This window comes from Taibaiella koreensis, from assembly GCF_003545715.1.
GTDB lineage: Bacteria > Bacteroidota > Bacteroidia > Chitinophagales > Chitinophagaceae > Taibaiella > Taibaiella koreensis.
In genome coordinates this window covers 835,395-855,060 of record NZ_QVNU01000001.1, presented here as the reverse complement: position 1 = coordinate 855,060, position 19,666 = coordinate 835,395, and the positions used below count along the sequence as shown (strand labels likewise).

18 protein-coding genes are annotated in these 19,666 nt (G+C 50.4%); 7 read left to right on the top strand and 11 right to left on the bottom strand.

Annotated features, from left to right (window positions below):
* Positions 1 to 30: 30 nt before the first annotated feature.
* The 3 genes from DZK30_RS03835 to DZK30_RS03825 form a co-directional block, all read right to left on the bottom strand.
* Positions 31 to 1,974 (bottom strand): TonB-dependent receptor, encoded by a 1,944-nt coding sequence (locus tag DZK30_RS03835; protein WP_118972742.1) that lies wholly within the window; start codon positions 1,972 to 1,974, stop codon positions 31 to 33.
* 110 nt (positions 1,975 to 2,084) lie between these two features.
* Entirely contained in the window at positions 2,085 to 2,702 is a 618-nt protein-coding gene (locus DZK30_RS03830; RefSeq protein ID WP_118972741.1) for a YdeI/OmpD-associated family protein, read from the bottom strand.
* An 80-nt stretch (positions 2,703 to 2,782) separates the two neighbouring features.
* Positions 2,783 to 3,475: a DedA family protein gene (locus DZK30_RS03825; RefSeq protein ID WP_118972740.1), complete on the bottom strand. Its 693-nt coding sequence runs from the start codon at positions 3,473 to 3,475 to the stop codon at positions 2,783 to 2,785.
* Between the two features lie 151 nt (positions 3,476 to 3,626).
* Here DZK30_RS03825 and DZK30_RS03820 point away from each other — a divergent pair, with 151 nt between their 5' ends.
* On the top strand, positions 3,627 to 5,411 hold the full coding sequence (locus DZK30_RS03820) for a chloride channel protein (RefSeq protein ID WP_118972739.1): 1,785 nt from the start codon (positions 3,627 to 3,629) through the stop codon (positions 5,409 to 5,411).
* On the opposite strand, the gene DZK30_RS03815 is transcribed toward DZK30_RS03820, so the two are convergent.
* Positions 5,399 to 6,103 (bottom strand): Crp/Fnr family transcriptional regulator, encoded by a 705-nt coding sequence (locus DZK30_RS03815; protein ID WP_118972738.1) that lies wholly within the window; start codon positions 6,101 to 6,103, stop codon positions 5,399 to 5,401. The two genes, DZK30_RS03820 and DZK30_RS03815, sit on opposite strands and share 13 nt — an antisense overlap.
* Before the next feature lie 205 nt (positions 6,104 to 6,308).
* Here DZK30_RS03815 and DZK30_RS03810 point away from each other — a divergent pair, with 205 nt between their 5' ends.
* On the top strand, positions 6,309 to 8,201 hold the full coding sequence (locus tag DZK30_RS03810) for a chloride channel protein (RefSeq protein ID WP_240432848.1): 1,893 nt from the start codon (positions 6,309 to 6,311) through the stop codon (positions 8,199 to 8,201).
* On the opposite strand, the gene DZK30_RS03805 is transcribed toward DZK30_RS03810, so the two are convergent.
* The 4 genes from DZK30_RS03805 to DZK30_RS03790 form a co-directional block, all read right to left on the bottom strand.
* Positions 8,198 to 9,130 (bottom strand): NAD-dependent epimerase/dehydratase family protein, encoded by a 933-nt coding sequence (locus tag DZK30_RS03805; protein WP_118972737.1) that lies wholly within the window; start codon positions 9,128 to 9,130, stop codon positions 8,198 to 8,200. The two genes, DZK30_RS03810 and DZK30_RS03805, sit on opposite strands and share 4 nt — an antisense overlap.
* A 59-nt stretch (positions 9,131 to 9,189) precedes the next feature.
* On the bottom strand, positions 9,190 to 9,777 hold the full coding sequence (locus tag DZK30_RS03800) for a Crp/Fnr family transcriptional regulator (protein WP_118972736.1): 588 nt from the start codon (positions 9,775 to 9,777) through the stop codon (positions 9,190 to 9,192).
* Positions 9,767 to 10,345: a DinB family protein gene (locus tag DZK30_RS03795; RefSeq protein WP_118972735.1), complete on the bottom strand. Its 579-nt coding sequence runs from the start codon at positions 10,343 to 10,345 to the stop codon at positions 9,767 to 9,769. The genes DZK30_RS03800 and DZK30_RS03795 overlap by 11 nt, the downstream gene beginning before the upstream one ends.
* A gap of 381 nt (positions 10,346 to 10,726) precedes the next feature.
* Positions 10,727 to 11,374: an HAD family hydrolase gene (locus tag DZK30_RS03790; RefSeq protein ID WP_205529353.1), complete on the bottom strand. Its 648-nt coding sequence runs from the start codon at positions 11,372 to 11,374 to the stop codon at positions 10,727 to 10,729.
* Between the two features lie 227 nt (positions 11,375 to 11,601).
* Here DZK30_RS03790 and DZK30_RS03780 point away from each other — a divergent pair, with 227 nt between their 5' ends.
* The 4 genes from DZK30_RS03780 (at position 11,602) to DZK30_RS03765 (ending at position 15,648) form a co-directional block, all read left to right on the top strand.
* A complete protein-coding gene (locus DZK30_RS03780) occupies positions 11,602 to 13,251 on the top strand; it encodes a CTP synthase (protein ID WP_118972733.1) in 1,650 nt (549 codons plus the stop codon).
* A gap of 134 nt (positions 13,252 to 13,385) precedes the next feature.
* On the top strand, positions 13,386 to 13,898 hold the full coding sequence (locus DZK30_RS03775; protein ID WP_118972732.1) for a hypothetical protein: 513 nt from the start codon (positions 13,386 to 13,388) through the stop codon (positions 13,896 to 13,898).
* Positions 13,883 to 14,305, top strand: a complete 423-nt coding sequence (locus DZK30_RS03770) for an ankyrin repeat domain-containing protein (protein ID WP_162902819.1) — start codon at positions 13,883 to 13,885, stop codon at positions 14,303 to 14,305. Before DZK30_RS03775 ends, DZK30_RS03770 begins: the two co-directional genes overlap by 16 nt.
* A 71-nt stretch (positions 14,306 to 14,376) precedes the next feature.
* On the top strand, positions 14,377 to 15,648 hold the full coding sequence (locus DZK30_RS03765; RefSeq protein WP_118972730.1) for a M16 family metallopeptidase: 1,272 nt from the start codon (positions 14,377 to 14,379) through the stop codon (positions 15,646 to 15,648).
* 101 nt (positions 15,649 to 15,749) lie between these two features.
* Here DZK30_RS03765 and DZK30_RS03760 read toward each other — a convergent pair whose 3' ends face one another.
* The 3 genes from DZK30_RS03760 to DZK30_RS03750 all read right to left on the bottom strand — a co-directional run bounded on the left by DZK30_RS03760 (position 15,750) and on the right by DZK30_RS03750 (position 18,073).
* Positions 15,750 to 16,535 (bottom strand): TerC family protein, encoded by a 786-nt coding sequence (locus DZK30_RS03760; protein ID WP_118972729.1) that lies wholly within the window; start codon positions 16,533 to 16,535, stop codon positions 15,750 to 15,752.
* Positions 16,536 to 16,581: 46 nt separating this feature from the next.
* Entirely contained in the window at positions 16,582 to 17,604 is a 1,023-nt protein-coding gene (locus DZK30_RS03755; RefSeq protein WP_118972728.1) for a quinone-dependent dihydroorotate dehydrogenase, read from the bottom strand.
* An 82-nt stretch (positions 17,605 to 17,686) separates the two neighbouring features.
* Positions 17,687 to 18,073, bottom strand: a complete 387-nt coding sequence (locus DZK30_RS03750; RefSeq protein ID WP_118972727.1) for a helix-turn-helix domain-containing protein — start codon at positions 18,071 to 18,073, stop codon at positions 17,687 to 17,689.
* A gap of 469 nt (positions 18,074 to 18,542) precedes the next feature.
* Between DZK30_RS03750 and carA the strand changes: the two genes are divergently transcribed.
* Positions 18,543 to 19,661, top strand: coding sequence for a glutamine-hydrolyzing carbamoyl-phosphate synthase small subunit (gene carA, locus DZK30_RS03745; protein WP_118972726.1), 1,119 nt, complete (start codon positions 18,543 to 18,545; stop codon positions 19,659 to 19,661).
* The last annotated feature ends 5 nt before the right edge of the window (positions 19,662 to 19,666 follow it).

Genomic DNA, 19,666 nt, shown 5'->3' with positions numbered 1-19,666 from the left:
TTCCATGCGGCGGCGCTTCGCCTGTAAATACTACGATTGCCGCCAGCCCAGCTGCAGGCTTAGCAGGAAATAGCGCCCCGGCATAGGACGGGCATTCACTACCTCGTAGCGCGTATTCCATAGGTTCTGTACCTGGCCCGACAAGCCCAGCCGGTAATTACCTGGCGCCCATTGGTACATCAGTTGCAGATTTCCGGTCTGGTAAGGCTCCAGGTACTGCGATTCATCCACAGTCACGAAGCGGTACCCCGTATAAGTATGGTTGTAGTTAATAAAGAGCCTTCCTACAGTGCATCCGGCATTGGCCTGCCCGTTATAGCGTGGCGCATAGGGGATCTGCTTGCCGGCGCTGCCGTCGTTGGGTTGGTAAGAAGACACAGTAGTTGAGATCACATAAGCATATTTCATCCCCACATGCCATTGTACCGGTCCTGTCGTTAACCTGATCGTATTATCCGTCTCGATGCCACGGCTATGTACCTCGGCGATATTGTAGGGCGTCCATATAGCGCCGCCCAGCCAATACACCCAGTCGTGAATGTTCCGGTTAAATGCATGCACCTGGTGATCGATGTGCAGCAAAGACCCGGAATGCCCGTTATGCAACAAGAATACAAAAGAATAGCCGCCGTCCACATTCCAGCCCTGCTCCGGTTTCAGGTTCACGTTGCCGCCCGGGAAATAATACAGCTCATTAAGCGTTGGGATACGATAGCTGCGCTGTACATTCCCCTGCAATCCCATCCGGAGCCCCACCCTTTGATGTTCCATCTCCAATAGACTAAAATCGGCGCCCGCGCCCGGCAATAGCGGCGCCGCCGCACCATTGACCCACTCCTGCCGCAAGGCGGCATTCGCTTTCAGGCGACCTTTCCAGGCACTGAGGCTGTAGGTTAGCACGATAGCCGGCCGGAACTGCGACTCCTTGCTGCTGATATTATTGCCCTTCGCCACGGCATATTGAAGGGGCGAGAACAGCAGTATGCTATGCTGATATTTTCTGTTGGCCTCCGGGGCGTCCAGCCGGTATTTCCAGCCCAGTTCCTGGTAATATTGAGTAATATGATTACGATTATCGGGCAATACCACGCTGTCCTCGTAACGCAGGTATTCCCGGTTGAGAGAAGCCTTGGCGTAGAAATAGCTGCGCTTGCCCTGCTTGTACCAGCTCAGCTGGCTGCGCAACGAAGCATCAGTTTGCTTCTTTACAGAATATTGCTCAAAAAGAGCAGGTGGTATCTCCCTCTGGTATTGCTGGTACCACAACTGTACACTCAACACCTGGTCTCCTACTCTTTGCTTGCCCAGCTTATAATCGGCGGTAAGCAGGCCACCGCCGGCAGTCAGCTGCGCATTACTAAGTTTTCGCTCCTCTTGCAAGCCGTCTGTATAAAGAAAATCATTGGTCGCATGCTGGTAAAAGCCACGCAGGCTTATCCGCCAGTGTCCGTTCTGCCAAAGGGCTTTGGCGCCCATATCCCTGCGTCCGAAGCTGCCGCCACCAAGGGTAAGATCAACCAGTTTATCGTTGATAAACGTTGCCGGGTATTGTTCCAGCAATAAGGCGCCGCCTACATTGCCGCTGCCAAACAAAGCTGCAGAGCTCCCATATTGCAGGCTGATGCGGTCGAAGAGCCCCGTGGTTAAGATGGAAATATCTGCTACGCCCAGGGCCGGGTTCAGGATGGGCACGCCGTTCCATAGTACGGTAGATTGTGCCGCTGAAGCGCCACGTAAGGAAAGTGTCGCAATGCCGTTAATACCGTAGGATTTCACGAAAACGGGTGTCTGCTGGGAAAGCAGGTTGGCCAGGCTTTGGCTGCGATAAAGGTCACGGTATACCTTTTCGATCGATTGGGTTTGCTGCCCCGCAGTGAACAGCTGCCTCACATCGGCGGTGTCCCGGTGCTGCTCTGTGATGCGCACCTCTTTCAACGTATCCTGTAAAGGTTGTGCACAAAGCCTTCCTGCCATAAGCAGCAGGCATCCGCATAGGTAATAGCCATATCGAAGAACAGTGCTGTAGCGATTCACGCCGCAAAAGTAACGCAATTCGGCAGAAGCCGGCTACGCATACATGCTGGTCAGCCATGATACTTCCAATGTCGCGGCTTGCCCTCCGCCATCCATTCTAAGGCCTGAGCAATTCGTTTTGCCCTCGTTTCTTCACGCTTGGCCTCCAGTATCCATTCCAGGTATTCTTTGCGGTGAGAAGGCGCAAACTGTTCGAATATAGCTTGTGCTTTCTTGTTTTCAGACAGGGCCTTCCGGAAATCCTCCGGTGTTTCTAATGGTGGCGCCACGGCCTTTTTCTGAGGCGCCCGGGACACTTTCACGCCCTCATCGGCCAAACGGATGCTGTCCTTCAGGTAAGCCGCAAATACTTTATCCGGCGGCAGATCTTTTAACGTAGTGATCTTACCCAAAGAACCCATCGCCGACTTTTCTTCCAGCTGCAGGATCCCCTTAGGGTCTTTCATACTGCCCGCCAGCCAGAAACCGAAAGCACAATGTTGCTTAAACGCCGCAAGGCTGAAATGGCTTTTTCCTTTATAATCAAAATGAGGGAAACCCCATTTGATATTTTCCTGTATCCCGGGGCAATGTTCATGGATGAGGTCGCGAATATGGTTCAGGATGGGCTGCGCAAAAGGTGCTGCCTTCTCGATGTAAGCATCTATCCGGGAATCTGTTGTTGACATGCGCTGGATATTTGAAGACTAACTTACAAAAAAGCCCCGGAGGATTCTTATTCCCCGGGGCTTTTGAACGATATTAATTTTTAGGCCGTGGTCATTTCGTCGGGCTCGTTCACTTTCTCTCCGGCAGGTTTTTTACGTCCGAAGAACATTTTGAAGAGCACAGGGGCCGTAGTAACGACAACCAGTCCGATAATGATATATTCCAGGTGTTCCCGTACCCATACATTTTCACCCAGCACAAAACCCAATGTGGTGATGCTGATGATCCAGGCCAGGGCGCCGATGATATTATAAAAGAAGAATTTTTTAAAGTCCATTTGTACAATACCGGCTACAATCGGTGCAAAAGTGCGCACGATGGGCAGGAAACGGGCAATGATGATCGCGCCGCCGCCACGTTTTTCGTAAAATTCCTTGGCCGCATGCAGATGCTTCCGCTTGAACAACCAGGTTTCGCGCCGTTCAAACAGCAATGGCCCCGATTTACGGCCAAACCAATAACCCACTACATTGCCCAGCACAGCACATACACTGAAAGCGATGATCCAAAAAACAAGATTGACCGGGTGGCTTGCAAAAGGTGATGAATTGGCGGCATCGGCCGATGCAATGATCATACCGGTAATGAAAAGCAGTGAGTCTCCGGGAAGGAAAAAACCGATGAATAAGCCGGTCTCTGCAAAAATGATAAAGGCAACAAGAAAAAGCCCGCCATGCGCCATGATCCAGTTCGGATCGATCAAATGCTTAATAAACTCAATAACTACATCCATAATAATCGACGGTTCATAATTTAATGCCTGCAAGTTACTTTAAAAAATGTTAAGCAGCTTAAACGATTTCTGCTCAAGGCCCTTTTTGTGTTTACCTTTACAATCCATTATCCCCGATACCTAACGGTCTGCAAACAGGTTTTATTTTGGCATGAATGACAAAGCGCTTACTTTTATTACCCGGCTCAATCAATGGCGGAAGCAACGTATATCCAACGATACTTTCCTGATTATCGCCGCGGCTGTAGTAGGCGTTCTCGGCGGCCTTGCAGCTTCTATTCTGAAGCAGCTCACACACTTCATCGAAGATTTTTTGCAAAATGAGCTTCATTGGAAATACAAATATTACCTCTACCTGGTTTTTCCGTTGATCGGTATTTTCTTCACTGTAATCTACATTAAGACATTCATCAGGCGTTCCAAATTCAAGCATGGCCTCACGCCTATCATCTACAACATCGCCCACAATTCCAGCCGCATCGATTTTCACAATATTTATTCCCAGATTATTTCAAGCGCGATTACCGTTGGCTTCGGTGGCTCGGTAGGCCTTGAAGCGCCCATTGCGAGCAGTGGCTCGGCCATCGGATCCAATATCGGCCGTTTCTTCGGACTCAATTATCGCGAGGTGACCTTGTTGCTGGCCTGCGGCGCCGGGGCCGGTATTGCCGGCGCTTTCAACAGCCCTGTTGCCGGTATGGTATTTGCGTTGGAAGTGTTGCTACCGGCCTTTTCGATTCCTGTTTTTATTCCTTTGCTTATCTCTGTGGCCACAGCTTCAGTAGTGTCGCGTATTTTTTACAGCAAACCACTGTTCATTCTGGTTACCGAAGGCTGGGTGATGCCCGCGCTCGGCTTTTATATTCTCATGGCGATCGCTATCGGCGCCTTTTCGGTATTTTTCGTCAAGCTGAATTTCCGGATCCACCGGCTGTTTGATAAGATAAAAGGTACCTACAACAAGATCTGGATCGGTGGGCTGACCATTGGCTTGTTCATTGCGCTTTTCCCCGCTTTGTACGGCGAAGGCTATATCACCATCCAGCAGTTGCTCAACGGCAATTACCAGTCGCTGCTGGCCAACAGCTTTTTCGCGGCCTATCAACACAATGCCTGGATATTGATCGGATTTGCAGTGCTCACGCTATTTGGCAAATCGCTGGCTTCGCTCATTACTCTGGGCAGCGGCGGCAACGGCGGCATCTTCGGACCAAGCCTGGTTATGGGCGGCTTTACCGGCTTCATCTTTGCACACACAGTAAATCAATTGGGCTGGATACAGCTCAATACCACCAACTTTATTGTAGCCGGTATGGCCGCGGCCCTCGCCGGTATTATGCATGCGCCGCTTACAGCCATTTTCCTTATTGCGGAAATTACCGGTGGCTACGAATTGATGGTACCCCTGATGCTGGTATCGGCGATCAGCTATTTCATCAACAAAGCCTCGCTCAAGCATTCCATCTATACCAAAAGCCTGGCGGAAAAAGGAGAGCTGGAATCCGATGCCGGACGCGAAAGAAGCATCCTGCAACGCATCAAGCTGAAATATGTGCTGGAGACCAACTTTGTAACCTTAAGCCCTGAAGACACACCGCAAAGCCGCAGCCAGGATATCATTCATACCGAAAAGAATATTTTCCCGGTAATCGACGAGGAAAGCCGCCTGCAAGGCATTGTGTACGGAGAAAAGCTGCTGGAACTACTTGTGGGCAATGGTGCCCCTATCGCTATCGATCAGCTGCAGGACAAGAGCCTGTATTTCATCAACATCAATACCAATATGTTTGAGGTCATGAAAAAGATGGACCAGGAGCATATCGACATCTTTCCCGTGGTGGACGATGACATGCGTTATAAAGGCTTTGTATCGCGCAGCGGCATCCTCAATAAATACCGTGCCTTGCTCAAGCGCGACCAGGGCTATATGGCATAGTCGCGGCCCTGCGCTACCAGTGCGGTCATCTTGCGCATATTCAGGATACTGAACCGCCGGCCCGAAGCTTTCATCATCCTTTGCGCGCTCAGCTCGTTGATCACCTTGAATAAAGTTTCGTAGGAAGCGCCCGAAAAAGAGGCCAGGTCTTGCCGGGACAGCTCGATATCGATATAACCTTCTTCATCGGCGCCAAATTGCTGCTGCAACTGCAACAGCGCCTGTGCAATACGCGCCTTGACCGGCATATGCACCATATTGCGCATCCTCCGTTCCGACTCCTGCAATTCATTGGCAAAAAAGCGAAGCAGATCGCTTACCAGGTTGAAATTGACGGCCAATGTCGACTGGAAGAAGGGCATATCAATATAGCACACCGTCACCGGCTCCAATGCCGTAGCCGAAACCGGGAAGTAAGGGTCGTTGCCGAGCCCTAAGTGTCCTACGATATCGCCGCTCTTTGCAAAACGGATAATGAGTTCCTTCTCGTCGTCCCAGCGCTTATGCACCTTCGCCTTCCCTTCGTAAATAAAATAAATGCCTTTTACGGCCTCGCCTTCGGTAAACAGAGGTTGTCCCTTTTTAATCCGGTAGTTTTTTTTATGCACCGCCACGGCCGGCAACCAATCCTTCAGGCACCGGCTGCAGAGAAAACAACGCTCCAGGTCACAACTTGCTTTATACTCTTTCATAAACAAAACGGTAAGCATACAAAAGTAAGGTTAAATAAGCGCCGCCATTTAAAATGAGTAAAAAAGATGTTTTTGGCAATATTTTTAAGCATAAAAAGACAATAACATTGCTATAAATACTAAAATGGCAATATTAAATGATTCATTCTATACCTTTGCAATATAAAAAACATTGCGCATTACTTCTTTTTTCAAAAAAAAACCCATGTCCGCATCCGATCCTGCCCGTAATAAGGGTACTATGCAAAATGGCATTCCTGTTTCGCCATCGCTCCATCTTCCCGACAGTGCCGATACCGATAAACGCTTTTTCCAGAAGAAAAGATTGCTTCAATTGTCGCTTGCCGCGGTCTTTGTGGCAGTACTGGTGAGCTTGGTGGCCAAAGTATTGATCTACCTTATCAATCTAGTGACCAATATTGCTTTTTTTGGTAGCTTCAGCCTGGCGGCGCATAGTCCTGCCGGCAATCATCTGGGCTGGTGGGTAGTGATCCTGCCGGTCATTGGCGGCCTTATCGTGGGATTGATGGCCTTATACGGCTCCAAGGCGATCAGAGGCCATGGCATACCCGAGGCCATGGAGCAGATCCTCGTCAATCAGAGCCGGATCAAACCTGTGATCACTTTTTTAAAGCCCTTGTCTTCGGCTATTGCCATCGGCACCGGCGGACCCTTTGGCGCCGAAGGCCCGATTATCGCCACCGGTGGCGCATTGGGTTCTACCCTGGGCCAGTATTTCCGCATTACCTCCAACGAACGTAAGATCATTCTCGCCTCCGGCGCTACCGCGGGCATGTCGGCGATCTTCGGTACACCCATAGCGGCCATTTTCCTGGCCATAGAATTGCTGTTGTTCGAATTTTCACCGAAAGCCATCTTACCGGTGGCCCTGGCTTGTATTACAGGAGCAGCGGGGCATCACCTGCTTTTTGAAAGCGGTCCCGTATTTCCCATGCCCGATGTGCTGCCATCCAGCAATACAGCCCTGGGCGCCTACAGCCTTATCGGGCTGCTGGTAGGCTTTGTGGCGTTGGGTATTACCCGCATTCTTTATATCATCGAGGATCTCTTCGAGCGACTGCCTGTACATTGGATGTGGTGGCCCGCGATTGGCGGCCTGGCAGTCGGTGTCGTCGGCTATTTTGCACCGCACACCCTGGGTGTCGGCTACGACAACATCACGCATGTGCTCTCGGGTACAGCCCCACTGTCGTTGGTGCTTAGCCTGCTGTTGCTTAAATTCCTCTCCTGGTCCATCGCCCTGGGCAGTGGTACTTCGGGAGGCACACTGGCACCCCTGCTTACTATCGGTGGCGCCTGTGGCGCGGCATTGGGTATGCTGATGCTTTACCTTTTCCCGCAAAGCGGCGTTAGTGTTGCCCTGGCAGCACTGGTAGGTATGGCCGCCATGTTTGCCGGCGCTTCCCGTGCCTACCTCACCAGCGTTGCCTTTGCGCTGGAGGCCACCATGCAGTCGCATGCCTTACTGCCCCTGCTCGGCGCTTGTACCGCCGCTTACCTGGTATCTTTCTTCCTGATGGAAAATACCATTATGACCGAAAAGATAGCCCGGCGCGGCATCAGCACGCCCGACGCATACGAGCCCGATATCCTGAGCAAGCTTACCGTGGCGCAGGTATTGCTCGAGGAGTCTACCGTGTTCACGGAAGACAGCACTATAGGCGAGCTGCAGGTTTTCCTGGAAGAGCAGGAACAACCGGAGCATCATTTTGTAGTGGTGGATAATGAAGGCTGGCTCAAAGGTTATGTCGATGTGATGGATCTGTTTCACCTGAAACCTGGCCCACAAACACCCCTGTCGACGCTCATGCGCACCTATACTGCCGCGGTAAAGAGCAGCGACAGCCTGGCCAGGGCCCTGGCGGTCATGTCGGAACAAAACACCGATGTGCTCCCGGTTTGCGCGGTGGGCGACAACCGGAGTATCACAGGCGTGCTGCGTTATAAAGACATTCTGTCGGCTTATCGCATCAGGCACCGCGAGCAGGAAGTGGCTGCCGCCAATCTTTCCCTGAAGAAGCAACGGATAAGAATGATGATCAGGGGCAGGAAACTGATCGCCTTCAACCGGCATTAGGCTGGCTTTTCGTCTGCCTCCAGGCATATCCTGATACCTTCTGTATAGCTGACCGACTTAAAGGAAAAACGTTTTTCAAATTTGCTGCTGTCGAAAAAATAATCGCGGTCGTATTGGTAGGCCATTTCCCGCAGCTCCCTGACCAGGGGCATAAACAGGCCCGCAAGGCTCATCATCCATTTGGAAAGGATATAATAACGCGGCTGCACTTTCATGGCAGCCGCAATTTTTTCTATAAAGTCTTTCCCCGTCAGCTTCTCGGCAGAGGTAGGCAGATGCCATACTTCCCCGAAGGCATCGGGCGTATTACCCAACTGCGCTGTAGCCCGGGCAGCGTCCGGTGTAAAAGTAAAAGAATGCACTTTCCCGGCATCAGCCTCCCAAAAGGCCTTCTGCCCTTTCCTGAATTTGTCCAGCACCGTAAATGCCAATGGACTGTTCTTTACATTGGGCCCATAAAAGTCGGCGCTGCGGGCGATCAACGCCTGCAAGCCACGTTCTTTTACTGCCGTCAGGATCATATCCTGCAGGGCGGCCCTTACCTTTCCTTTTCTGCTGGAAGGCGCAATGGTAGCGGCTTCCGTCATATGCGGGACAGCATCGGGCGCATACATATATACATTATCCAGGAAAACGAGGCGTGCTCCATGCTTCAGGCAGGCGTTGATCACATGGCTCATGATCTGCGGCCAATCGCGTCGCCATACTTTAATGTTGTATTCCAGTCCTACAGTGAGGTAAACTACCTCTGAACCGGCTACGGCTTTATCGACCTGTGCGCCATGAGTAAGATCGGCAGAAAAAAGCTCGTCATCGCCATTGACTTGCCGCGGATGGCGCGCCACAAGACGTACCTGTCCGTTATAAGCTTTCAGTTCTTTGGCCAGGGGCTCGCCAATGGCGCCGCCGGATCCGAGTATCGTTTGCATGGGGAAAATTCTTTGATGCAAAGGTATACTGGCCAGGAGTCTGTAAACAATGATCCGGGTTAAGATTTTGTAGTGGTCATCATCCGCTTTTTGATACGGCTGAGGCTTTCCGGTGCGATGCCCAGGTACTGCGCGATATAGCGTTGCGGTACACGCTGAAAGATCTCCGGAGCGGTTTCCAGCAACTCAAGGAATTGCTTTTCGGGAGAGAAGGAAAGAAGCGATTTTGTACGTTTGATGCTTTTGGCGGCAATGCGCTCGACCAATATCCGGAAAAATTCGGCCATGGCCGGCGATGATTTCATCAGATCTACCAGCTCCACGCAGCGTATCGTAAGGCAATGGGACGTTTCAAGCGCTTTGATCGAAGACGGCGACTGGGTTTGATAGGAAAAGCTTTCGAGATCGGTCACAAATTCCCGCTCAAAGGTAAAGTTACAGGTACGTTCATTACCATCTTCATCGAGATAGAACTGGTGCAGCGCCCCTTGCAGCACAAAAAAGACCTCATGCGCTACTTCACCGGCACGGAGCAGCACGGCATGCCGCTTGTATTGCTGTTCCCGGAAGTAAGACAGTATGTACCCAGCCTCCTCATCGGTCACTGCAACATCCCTGCGTATCGTATCGATCAGCTCAGAGGTCATATTTGTACTGGTTTTGATAAATAACCTCAAAGGCCTCTATAGCCTGGTTCAGGTGCCGTTCTTCGTGGGTAACGATAATGTCGAAGGCTTTTTCCAGGGTATAAACAATATTACGGTTGACCGGCGAAGCGATTACCGTATCCTTTTCCAGGAAAGGCGCTGCTGCTGCGATGGCCTGCTTGAGTGCCGATTGGTGTTTCTCAAAATCGGTTACGATATCGCCGTGTATGTCGGCGGCCACGGGTTCCCACATGGGGAAAGTACGCATTTTGTTCTTGCGGGCAGGTTCTACACTCTTCAGCAGGGTATTGCCCATGAATTTTACGAAAAAGGGAATACGCGATAGGAATGGCGGCTTATAAGTGCCGCCTTTCAACTGCTCCAACAGGGGAAAATAGCTTTCATTCACCGTGATAAGATGCTGCATATTCTCAGCGATGGACCAGGTCTGCGCATTGGGCTTGCGTTTCAGCTCATCTTCGGGCAGGTCGGCAAAACGTTCGCGGAACTCACGGCTAAGCTCATCCAGCTTCTGCTGCCATTGTTGTATTTGTGTGGATATGGGCATAGGCCGGTAAAATTAGTTTAAGTGACTATCTGGACAAAGGAAACAATGTTTTGCACTTCTATAAAGTTTTGGCTTGCACACTGTGCTTTATCCGGCTTTTGCATTTGGCTGTCAATATCTTTTTCTTTTTTGCTCCGCCAAAAAAGAAAGAAAAAAGGCGGCAAAAAAACAATGCTCCGCTGTTTTTTTGTGGCCAGCGCACCCGGACTTGAAAACAGATATCAACATTAACTTAGCATTACCAGGCACATGATCATAGATCAACATTTTAATTCAAAAGGATCTTTTTTTTCATTGCTCCTAATTTTCAGTTGGTTTCTTGTCTACGGATAGTTAGTTTATTCAAGTTCCTTTTTGCATCAGCGCAGTAAGAGAACAGGCCTAGCTTTTAGACTTAAAAATATGCTCTTCGATGGTCATGCCCGGCTCCAGCAGGATGGTCTGGATGCCCAGCGCTTTGGCGCCCTCGATATGCTGCGGGCTGTCGTCTACAAATAACGTTTTTTCCGGCGCCAAGCCATTCTGCTCCAGGATCATCCTGAAAATAGCGGCATCCGGCTTACGCAGCCCCACCCTGTGGGAATAATACACTTTATCGAAGAACACACCCAGCGAATCGAAGCCGGTAAGGCTTTTCAGCGTTTTCAGGAAAGCCTCCTCGTGAATTTCATTGGTATTGCTGAGCAGGAAAGTGTCAAAATGCAGCTGCAGTTGCTGCAGTATCTGCAGGCGGCGCAGCGGAAGGTCGAGCAGCATGGCGTTCCAGGCGGCAACGATCTGGTCGTCGGTGATCCCGGGCCCAGCCATGGTACGCATCCCGGCGAGAAATTCGGCGCGGCCTATTTTCCCCGTTTCCAGCAGGTCAAACAGCTCTGTTTGCTTCAGTTGGGAATACTTCTGGTCAAAATCGGTAATACCCAGTGAGGTAAATGCCTGCTCGGTCTTTTTATAGTCGATGTTGAGGATCACACCGCCGAGGTCGAGAATGATATGCCGTATATTGTTCAGAGCAAGAAATTTTGGGAACAAAGGTACTGGCTTCCCCCGACATCTCCCTTTTCTGCCTGCCAATAGTGATATTTCATTTTTGTTTATCGCGGTTAAAAAATACAGGTATGGCGATCCAGGTTTTTGCCTTGTATTCCTGCATTTGCGCCATTCCTTTTCGCAGCAAGAAAAATTTCTTTACCTTTGCATGACCGATAGATTTTACTGGCGTTACGCATCTATTCCACCGGTCGCAAACAGGAAACATTATGACTAAGTACATTTTTGTAACCGGCGGGGTTACATCTTCATTGGGCAAAGGTATCATTGCCGCTTCTCTTGCAAAATTATTACAGGCCCGCGGCTACAGCGCCACGATCCAGAAATTCGACCCCTACATCAACGTCGATCCGGGTACGCTTAATCCTTATGAGCACGGCGAATGTTATGTGACTGACGATGGCGCCGAAACCGATCTGGACCTGGGTCACTACGAACGTTTCCTGAATACCCCCACTTCGCAGGCCAACAACGTCACTACGGGCCGCGTATACCAATATGTGATCAACAAGGAAAGGGAAGGTGCTTTCCTCGGTAAAACCGTACAGGTGATTCCGCACATTACCGATGAGATCAAACGCCGCATACGCCTGCTGGGCAACGATAATAAATATGATGTAGTGATCACCGAGCTCGGTGGCACTGTGGGCGATATCGAATCCCTGCCTTATATAGAGGCCGTAAGGCAATTGAAATGGGAGCTGGGCAACGAAAATTGTCTGGTGGTGCACCTGACCCTGATCCCTTATCTCAAGGCCGCAAAAGAGCTGAAGACCAAGCCCACACAGCACTCGGTAAAGATGCTGAGCGAAAATGGCGTACATCCCGACATTATCGTGTGCCGTACCGAAGAGCCTTTATATAACGATCTGAAGAAAAAGATCGCTTTGTTCTGTAACGTACGCCCCGAAGCTGTGATCGAGGCCAGGGATGCCGATACCATTTATGGCGTGCCCATCGAGATGATGGTCGAAAAGCTGGATATCATTGCGCTGAAGCTGCTGGAATTGCCACTGGGCAACGAACCAGAGCTGATCAAATGGAAAGAGTTCCTGACAAAGCTGCGCTATCCCAAAACCAAGGTGACCGTAGGCCTGATCGGGAAATATGTGGAATTGCAGGATGCCTATAAATCCATCCTGGAATCGCTGATCCATGCCGGCGCCGTCAACGAATGCAAAGTTGAAGTACGCAATATACATTCCGAATACCTGACTCCCGAAAATGCGGCTGAAAAGCTACAGAACCTTGATGCGGTGCTGGTAGCGCCGGGATTCGGCAGTCGCGGTATTGAAGGCAAGATCGATGCCATCCGTTTTGCCCGTGAAGAAAATATCCCCTTCTTTGGTATTTGCCTGGGCATGCAAATGGCTGCAGTAGAATTTGCACGCAATGTGCTGGGCCATCACGACGCACATTCTACCGAGATGAATGCCGACACACACCATGCGGTGATCCACCTGATGGATGAGCAAAAAGACATTCAGCATAAAGGCGGCACGATGCGGCTGGGTGCTTACGATTGCACACTGGACCCGGCTTCCCGCATGGCAGGTATTTATGGTAAAACGCTGATCCAGGAGCGCCACCGTCACCGCTACGAATTCAACAACGATTATCTCGAGGCTTTTGAAAAAGCAGGTATGATGCCGGCAGGCAAAAACCCGTCTTCGGGTTTGGTAGAGGTGATCGAGCTCAACAACCACCCTTTCTTTATCGGCACCCAGTTTCACCCCGAGTACAAAAGCACTGTGGAGAATCCCCACCCCCTGTTTGTCGCTTTTGTAAAAGCAGCCAAGCAACGGCAGGAGACCAAAAAGGAAGAAGCCAATTACGAAAAGAATTTGTCCCATAACTGATCTGTGTGATACAGATCCCGGATTCAATGGAGCTGTATCCCGTTCTGCGGGCAGCTCCATTGGTCTTTAGGGATATCCGGTATTTTTTCCGATCAAGATTAGGTAATTTTGCGGTCTACGGTATTTTATTCTGAATGTTTACACCACTTTCCCGGATCATACTCCTGCTGCTTTGCGCCGCCCTGTCGGTAGTGGCAGCCGTTTTCAATATCTACTCGTTGCTCTTTATCGCCTGCCTGGGTTCGGCATTCCTCCTTTGGGGCTATTTTCGCAAAGGCTCGGTAAGCCTGGCACTGGCACGCCTCCGGGCCGAGGAATATAAAGAAGCCGAAACCATTATCGAGCAGACCACCAAGCCAGAAAGGCTGGACAAGAAGCAAAAAGCTTACTATCTATTTGTCAAAGGGTTTATCGCCAGGGAAAAGGACCAATATGAAGAAGCCCGTATTTTCCTGGAAGAGTCCCTGAACGAGGGCATTCGCAACCAGAACGATATTGCTATGGCGCTCCTGGCCCTGACGGATATGGAAATGGTCAAAAACAACAAACGACAGGCCGAGGCGTATTTTGTACAGATGAAAGGGCTTAAAGTAAAGCCATCGCTGATGCCCGATATCCGCAAAATGCAGGAGTGGCTGGGCGTTTAACCCTGGCTTTTGTACTCACCATTAAATGCCACGCATTGGGAAACAGCTATCCGCTACACGACTGCGTGCTGGAAGCAGATGTTGCAGGTGTACAGAAAATCGTCGGGCAGATAACACGCCTCGACGAGCTTGACGGCCAGGGCCACACAGCCTTGCACTGGGCTGTTTTCGGAGGATATGAAGACCTGGTGCTTATCCTGCTTGAAGCCGGGGCCGATCCCAATGTCTTCTCCGGCGATGGCGTAACACCCAGGTGGCGAGCCCGGGATTTCGGACTAACCGGGATTGACGTGCTGCTTGCCCGCTTTGGCGGCAGAATCGCCACCAATGGCTCTTTTGACCAGGTATCTTTTTCTATTTTCCATAAAGCAATGGGACGGGAGCTACCCCACGAAGAAAATGAGTAACATTGCAATCGAAGCAGGCCTCAAAGTCGCCTTTACACACCAATCTCTTTAACCAAGCAATCTGATAGCATATGATATCTTTCGATCGTTTTGTACTGAATAACGGTCTCCGCGTGATCGTTCACCAGGATCTTTCGACGCCTATGGTCGCCTTCAATATCCTGTACGATGTAGGCGCCAGGGATGAAGACCCGGAACGTACCGGCTTTGCGCACCTTTTTGAGCACCTCATGTTCGGCGGCTCCGTTAATGTACCGGAATACGACGAACCGCTGCAAATGGCGGGCGGAGAGAATAATGCTTATACCACCAACGATATTACCAATTATTATATCCAGCTCCCTAAAGAAAATATCGAAACGGCCTTCTGGCTGGAAAGCGACCGTATGCTGTCGCTGGCCTTCAGCGAAAAAAGCCTCGACGTACAAAGAAAGGTAGTAAGCGAGGAATTCAAGGAGCATTATATCAACAAGCCTTACGGCGATGTATGGAACCACCTGCGCCGGCTGGCTTACAAGCAGCATCCTTATCAATGGATGACCATTGGCAAAGAGCTGAAGCATATCGAGGAAGCCCAGCTCCAGGATGTGAGGGATTTTTTCTTCAAGCACTACCGGCCTCAGCATGCTGTATTGTGCGTGGCCGGCAATACCGACCTGGAAGAGGTGAAAGCGCTGGCCGAAAAATGGTTTGGTGATATCCCGCCCGGCGATACTTATGTGCGGTCCCTGCCCCCAGAGCCCCGGCAGGAAGAAGCGCGCGAGCTGACTGTTGAGGCCGATGTGCCCTACGATGCCCTTTACAAAGCCTGGCATATGGAAGGGCGCGCGCATCCGCAATACTATGCTGCCGATATTCTTACCGAGGTACTGGGCAGTGGGCAAGCGTCGCGTCTATATCAGCGACTGGTGAAGGAGTTGCAGCTGTTCAGCAATATTTCCTGCTACCATACAGGAAGCTCCGATCCAGGCCTGCTGGTGATCGAAGGCAAGCTCGTAAAGGGCGTATCGATCGATACGGCTGATGCCGCAGTTACGGCAGCGCTGCAATCGTTGCGCGACAAAGGCATAACGGCGGAGGAGCTGTCCAAAGCCCGCAATAAGATCGAATCCATGATGGTATTTGAAGACATGAACCTGCTGGCAAGGGCCAATAACTTTGCCTTCTACGAGCTGCTGGGCGATGCCAACATGATGAATACCGAGCTGGGCAAATACCTTTCGGTAAGCCATGAAGATGTCCAGGCGGCTATCGATACGATCTTTGTACCTACCAATTGCAATACGCTGAAATACCTGTCCAAGGCCAATGCTACTGCTACAGCAGAAGACAAGGAAGCCTGAATATAAGAAGCTCATCAATGCCAGCGGCCCGTGTGAATACACGGGCCGCTGGTCTATATGTTTTATTTTTGCCTGGAGACTTCGCGGCTTCCGCCAGGCTGCTAGGCATCCTGAGCGGTGTCTGTCTTTTCGGGACCTGAATCTTTAAGCCGGACGGGCGCTTCGGTCTTTTTGCGCAGCTTCATATTAAGCAACTCCACCAGGAAGGAGAATGCCATGGCGAAGTATGCATAATTCTTCAGATGAAGGTCGTGCGCCCTTTCGCTATCCCAGCCTTCTACCAGCAGGATAAAGCCGATCATTACAAGGAAAGACAGGGCCAGCATCTTGATGGTAGGATGTTTCTGGATAAAGGACGCGATATTGCCACTGAACAGGAACATAACGATCATAGCAATCACTACAGCGGCGATCATGATCTCGATATGCTTGGCAGTGCCGCCTGCTGTGATAATGCTGTCGAAACTGAACACCATATCGATCAGGATGATCTGCATGACGGCCTTGCCCAGGGTGAGCTGGGCGCCTTTGCCCTTGGTATGCTCTTCCTCACCTTCCAGCTTGTGATGGATCTCCATTACGGTTTTATAGATCAGGAAGATACCGCCGCCAAGCATCACGAGGCTGGCCAAGTCGAAGCCCTTGTCGCCGATGCTGAATACCGGCTTGCCTTTTTGTTCCAGCAGCCACTTGAGCGCAAACAGCAACAGGGAACGTACGCCGATACCGGTAAACATCCAGATGAGGCGCCCTTTTTTGCGCAGCGACTCCGGAAGCCGGTTGAGGATGATGCTGACGAAAATAACATTGTCGATGCCCAGCACAATTTCCAGCACGACCAGCACCACGAAGCTGATCAGGTTATCGGCGGTGAACAAATGTGCCATAGACTCCATTTCCTGTAGTAGTTATAGGGTTGAATAGGGATTATACTTAAGCAAGTCCTTCGCAGATATTGCGTACGATGCGGGGCCCTTCGTAAATAAAGCCGGTGTATACCTGCACCAGCGAAGCGCCTGCATCCAGCTTTTCCTGTGCATCACGGGCGGTGAAAACACCGCCGGCAGCAATGATAGGAATAGCGCCTTTGCTGCGCTGATGAATATAACGGATCACATCGGTTGCTTTATCCTTTACGGGCAGGCCGCTCACACCGCCGGCGCCCATGGCTTCCACGTCCTTGCCGGAAGTCTGTAATCCCGCACGGCTAATGGTAGTATTGGTGGCCACGATGCCTTGAATACCGGTATGGTGTACAATGTCGATAATATCGTCCAGCTGCTCGCGGGTAAGATCGGGCGCGATCTTGAGCAGGATAGGCTTTGCTTTGCCCAATTCGGAATTGATGATCTGCAGGCGGCCAAGCAGGCGTTGCAGCGGCTCCTTTTCCTGTAGTTCCCGGAGATTGGGCGTATTGGGACTGCTTACGTTTACGGTAAAATAGTCCACGACATCATAAAGCTCGCGAAAACAGATCTCATAATCTTTGGTGGCATCTTCGTTGGCGGTGACCTTATTTTTACCAATGTTGCCGCCGATGATAATATCGGAGCGGCGCTGGCGCAACCGCTCTGCCGCCGCCTTTACGCCACCGTTGTTGAAGCCCATGCGATTGATGAGGGCCTTATCTTTAGGAAGGCGGAACAGGCGTGGCTTGTCGTTGCCATCCTGTGCCAGCGGCGTAAGAGTACCAATCTCGATAAAGCCGAAACCCAGGCTGGCCAGCTCATCGGTAAAGCGAGCATCCTTGTCGAAGCCTGCCGCAAGGCCAACCGGATTTTTGAAGGTAATTCCCCAAAGCTTGCGTTCCAGCGAAGGCTTGCTCAGGGTGAAGTTCTTTTTAAGAAAGCTGCGGATCGCCGCGTTGGCGTGCCATTTCCTCAGCTGGTTCATCACCCAATAATGGATGACTTCGGGATCTTTACGAAAGAGAAAGAATTTAATTAACGCATACATTACGGCAAAGATAATGGGGCGCAGCAAATTTCGGAAAACGAATTTGCGCGCCCCACCAGGAATTCAATAAGGGATTGCTCTTTTAAACGCTTTGCTTCATGGATTGCTCCTTCAGCTGCCTGATCTCACTTTTGAGCTCATCGACATAGGTTTCGAGCGACTTGATGCGGCTTTCATAAAGCTGCTTCAGTTCCGGACTGATCTGGAACTGGTACACTTCTTTGTTGGCATTTTCGCGCCGTTCATTGACAATGTCGTAAATCTTTTCGACATCGAACTGCACAATGAATTCTGTGCTGTAGCCCAGCAGGCCAGAGATCTTTTGCAACCTTTCTTCCGAAAGGTGTATCTCTTCATTCTCAATGCGGGCGTAGTTGCCCTGTGTCATTTCAAGCTTTTCAGCCATGTACTGTTGCGTGAAGTTGCGCAACTCCCGCAGCTTGCGGATGTTTTGTCCTATCTTTTTCATTGTGCTTCTTTGGTTGATGATTGGTATTTGGTTGCCTAAAGATTGAATAGTACCTTTTGTAAAATTACATTAAATATGAACACTTCGCTTCTTTTCAAGGATAAAAATTACAACAGCCAGGCTAAAATAAGCAAAGTATTTGATTTTCAAAATTTTAATTTAGAAATTTTCTTTTTGTCGTTCTTTTTATGACAACCGGCTCATTCCTTTTCTTAAAAACACAAACTCTTTTTCACTTGAATTCTTGCTAAATTGGCTTCATTTTTTTGGGTGTCTGTAAATTTTCGAGGCAACCTGCCTGCAAAAAACATCCGGGCCGTTATGCTGACGGTTCATAATTCAACCTGCCCGGCAGCTTAAATCATTTTTAGCAGATATGCAGACCAGTATTTCTTACTTTTTTGCTTGCTGATCCGTATCTTTGCGCAATTTTCATTTTCAGTCACCTCAACAATACTGCTTTCACACAATGCCCCAGGACACAATCGGCCACCCGGCTTTTCTGTTGCTCGAAGACGGAACACTTTTCAAAGGAAAATCATTTGGTAAAAAAGGCACTTCGGGTGGGGAGCTCTGCTTCACTACGGGCATGACCGGTTACCAGGAAATCTTTACCGATCCGAGCTATACGGGACAAATGCTGATCATGAGCACCTGCTATGTGGGCAACTACGGTGTCAATACCGTTGATGTGGAATCCGACGGCGTTACGATCAATGGTCTTATCTGCAAGAATATCGCCAGCCGTTATTCCCGGATGATTGCCAGTGGTTCGCTCGAAGACTACCTGGTACAGCACAATATCGTAGGCATACAGGATGTAGATACCCGCGCACTGGTGCAGCATGTACGTACCAAAGGAGCGATGAACTGCATTATCTCTTCCGAAACCGACAATATCGAAACGCTGAAGGAAAAGCTGCGCGCGGTACCTTCGATGAAGGGCCTGGAAATCTCTTCAAATATTACCACCAAAGAGCCTTATACGGCAGGCGATCCCGACGCATCGATAAGGATAGCGGTGCTGGATTTTGGCATCAAAAAGCATATCCTGCACAACTTCACCCAGCGTGACGCCTATGTAAAGGTTTTTCCCGCCAAGACGCCCATCGCGGAGCTGAAGGCCTTCGAGCCCCATGGCTACTTTATCTCCAACGGCCCCGGCGATCCGGCATCGATGGACTACGCCGTGAATACGGTAAAAGATATCCTGGCCGAAGGCAAGCCCATGTTTGGTATTTGCCTGGGACATCAGCTACTGGCACAGGCCAATGGCATACCGACCTTCAAAATGCATCATGGTCACCGCGGGCTTAACCACCCGGTAAAGAACCTGGTTACCGGTAAATGCGAGATCACTACCCAAAACCATGGCTTTGGCGTGGATCCTGAGGCGGCGCGGCAATCGGAAGACATCGAGGTAACGCACGTGAACCTCAACGATGGATCGATCGAAGGCATCCGCATGAAGAACAAACCGGCCTTTTCGGTGCAGTATCACCCCGAAAGCACACCCGGCCCCTACGATTCCCGTTACCTGTTCGACCAGTTTATCGATATGATCTGCGAGCAGGAAGCGATAAAGTAATGCTT

Bases quoted from the DNA above. Each gene is read 5' to 3' on its own strand.
- DZK30_RS03810 (WP_240432848.1), top strand. From the start codon at position 6,309: ATGTCCGCATCCGATCCTGCCCGTAATAAGGGTACTATGCAAAATGGC.
- DZK30_RS03825 (WP_118972740.1), bottom strand. From the start codon at position 3,475: ATGGATGTAGTTATTGAGTTTATTAAGCATTTGATCGATCCGAACTGG.
- DZK30_RS03795 (WP_118972735.1), bottom strand. From the start codon at position 10,345: ATGCCCATATCCACACAAATACAACAATGGCAGCAGAAGCTGGATGAG.
- DZK30_RS03805 (WP_118972737.1), bottom strand. From the start codon at position 9,130: ATGCAAACGATACTCGGATCCGGCGGCGCCATTGGCGAGCCCCTGGCC.
- DZK30_RS03835 (WP_118972742.1), bottom strand. From the start codon at position 1,974: ATGGCAGGAAGGCTTTGTGCACAACCTTTACAGGATACGTTGAAAGAG.
- carA (WP_118972726.1), top strand. From the start codon at position 18,543: ATGCCCCAGGACACAATCGGCCACCCGGCTTTTCTGTTGCTCGAAGAC.
- DZK30_RS03830 (WP_118972741.1), bottom strand. From the start codon at position 2,702: ATGTCAACAACAGATTCCCGGATAGATGCTTACATCGAGAAGGCAGCA.
- DZK30_RS03765 (WP_118972730.1), top strand. From the start codon at position 14,377: ATGATATCTTTCGATCGTTTTGTACTGAATAACGGTCTCCGCGTGATC.
- DZK30_RS03815 (WP_118972738.1), bottom strand. From the start codon at position 6,103: ATGAAAGAGTATAAAGCAAGTTGTGACCTGGAGCGTTGTTTTCTCTGC.
- DZK30_RS03775 (WP_118972732.1), top strand. From the start codon at position 13,386: ATGTTTACACCACTTTCCCGGATCATACTCCTGCTGCTTTGCGCCGCC.
- DZK30_RS03820 (WP_118972739.1), top strand. From the start codon at position 3,627: ATGAATGACAAAGCGCTTACTTTTATTACCCGGCTCAATCAATGGCGG.
- DZK30_RS03800 (WP_118972736.1), bottom strand. From the start codon at position 9,777: ATGACCTCTGAGCTGATCGATACGATACGCAGGGATGTTGCAGTGACC.
- DZK30_RS03760 (WP_118972729.1), bottom strand. From the start codon at position 16,535: ATGGCACATTTGTTCACCGCCGATAACCTGATCAGCTTCGTGGTGCTG.
- DZK30_RS03755 (WP_118972728.1), bottom strand. From the start codon at position 17,604: ATGTATGCGTTAATTAAATTCTTTCTCTTTCGTAAAGATCCCGAAGTC.
- DZK30_RS03780 (WP_118972733.1), top strand. From the start codon at position 11,602: ATGACTAAGTACATTTTTGTAACCGGCGGGGTTACATCTTCATTGGGC.
- DZK30_RS03750 (WP_118972727.1), bottom strand. From the start codon at position 18,073: ATGAAAAAGATAGGACAAAACATCCGCAAGCTGCGGGAGTTGCGCAAC.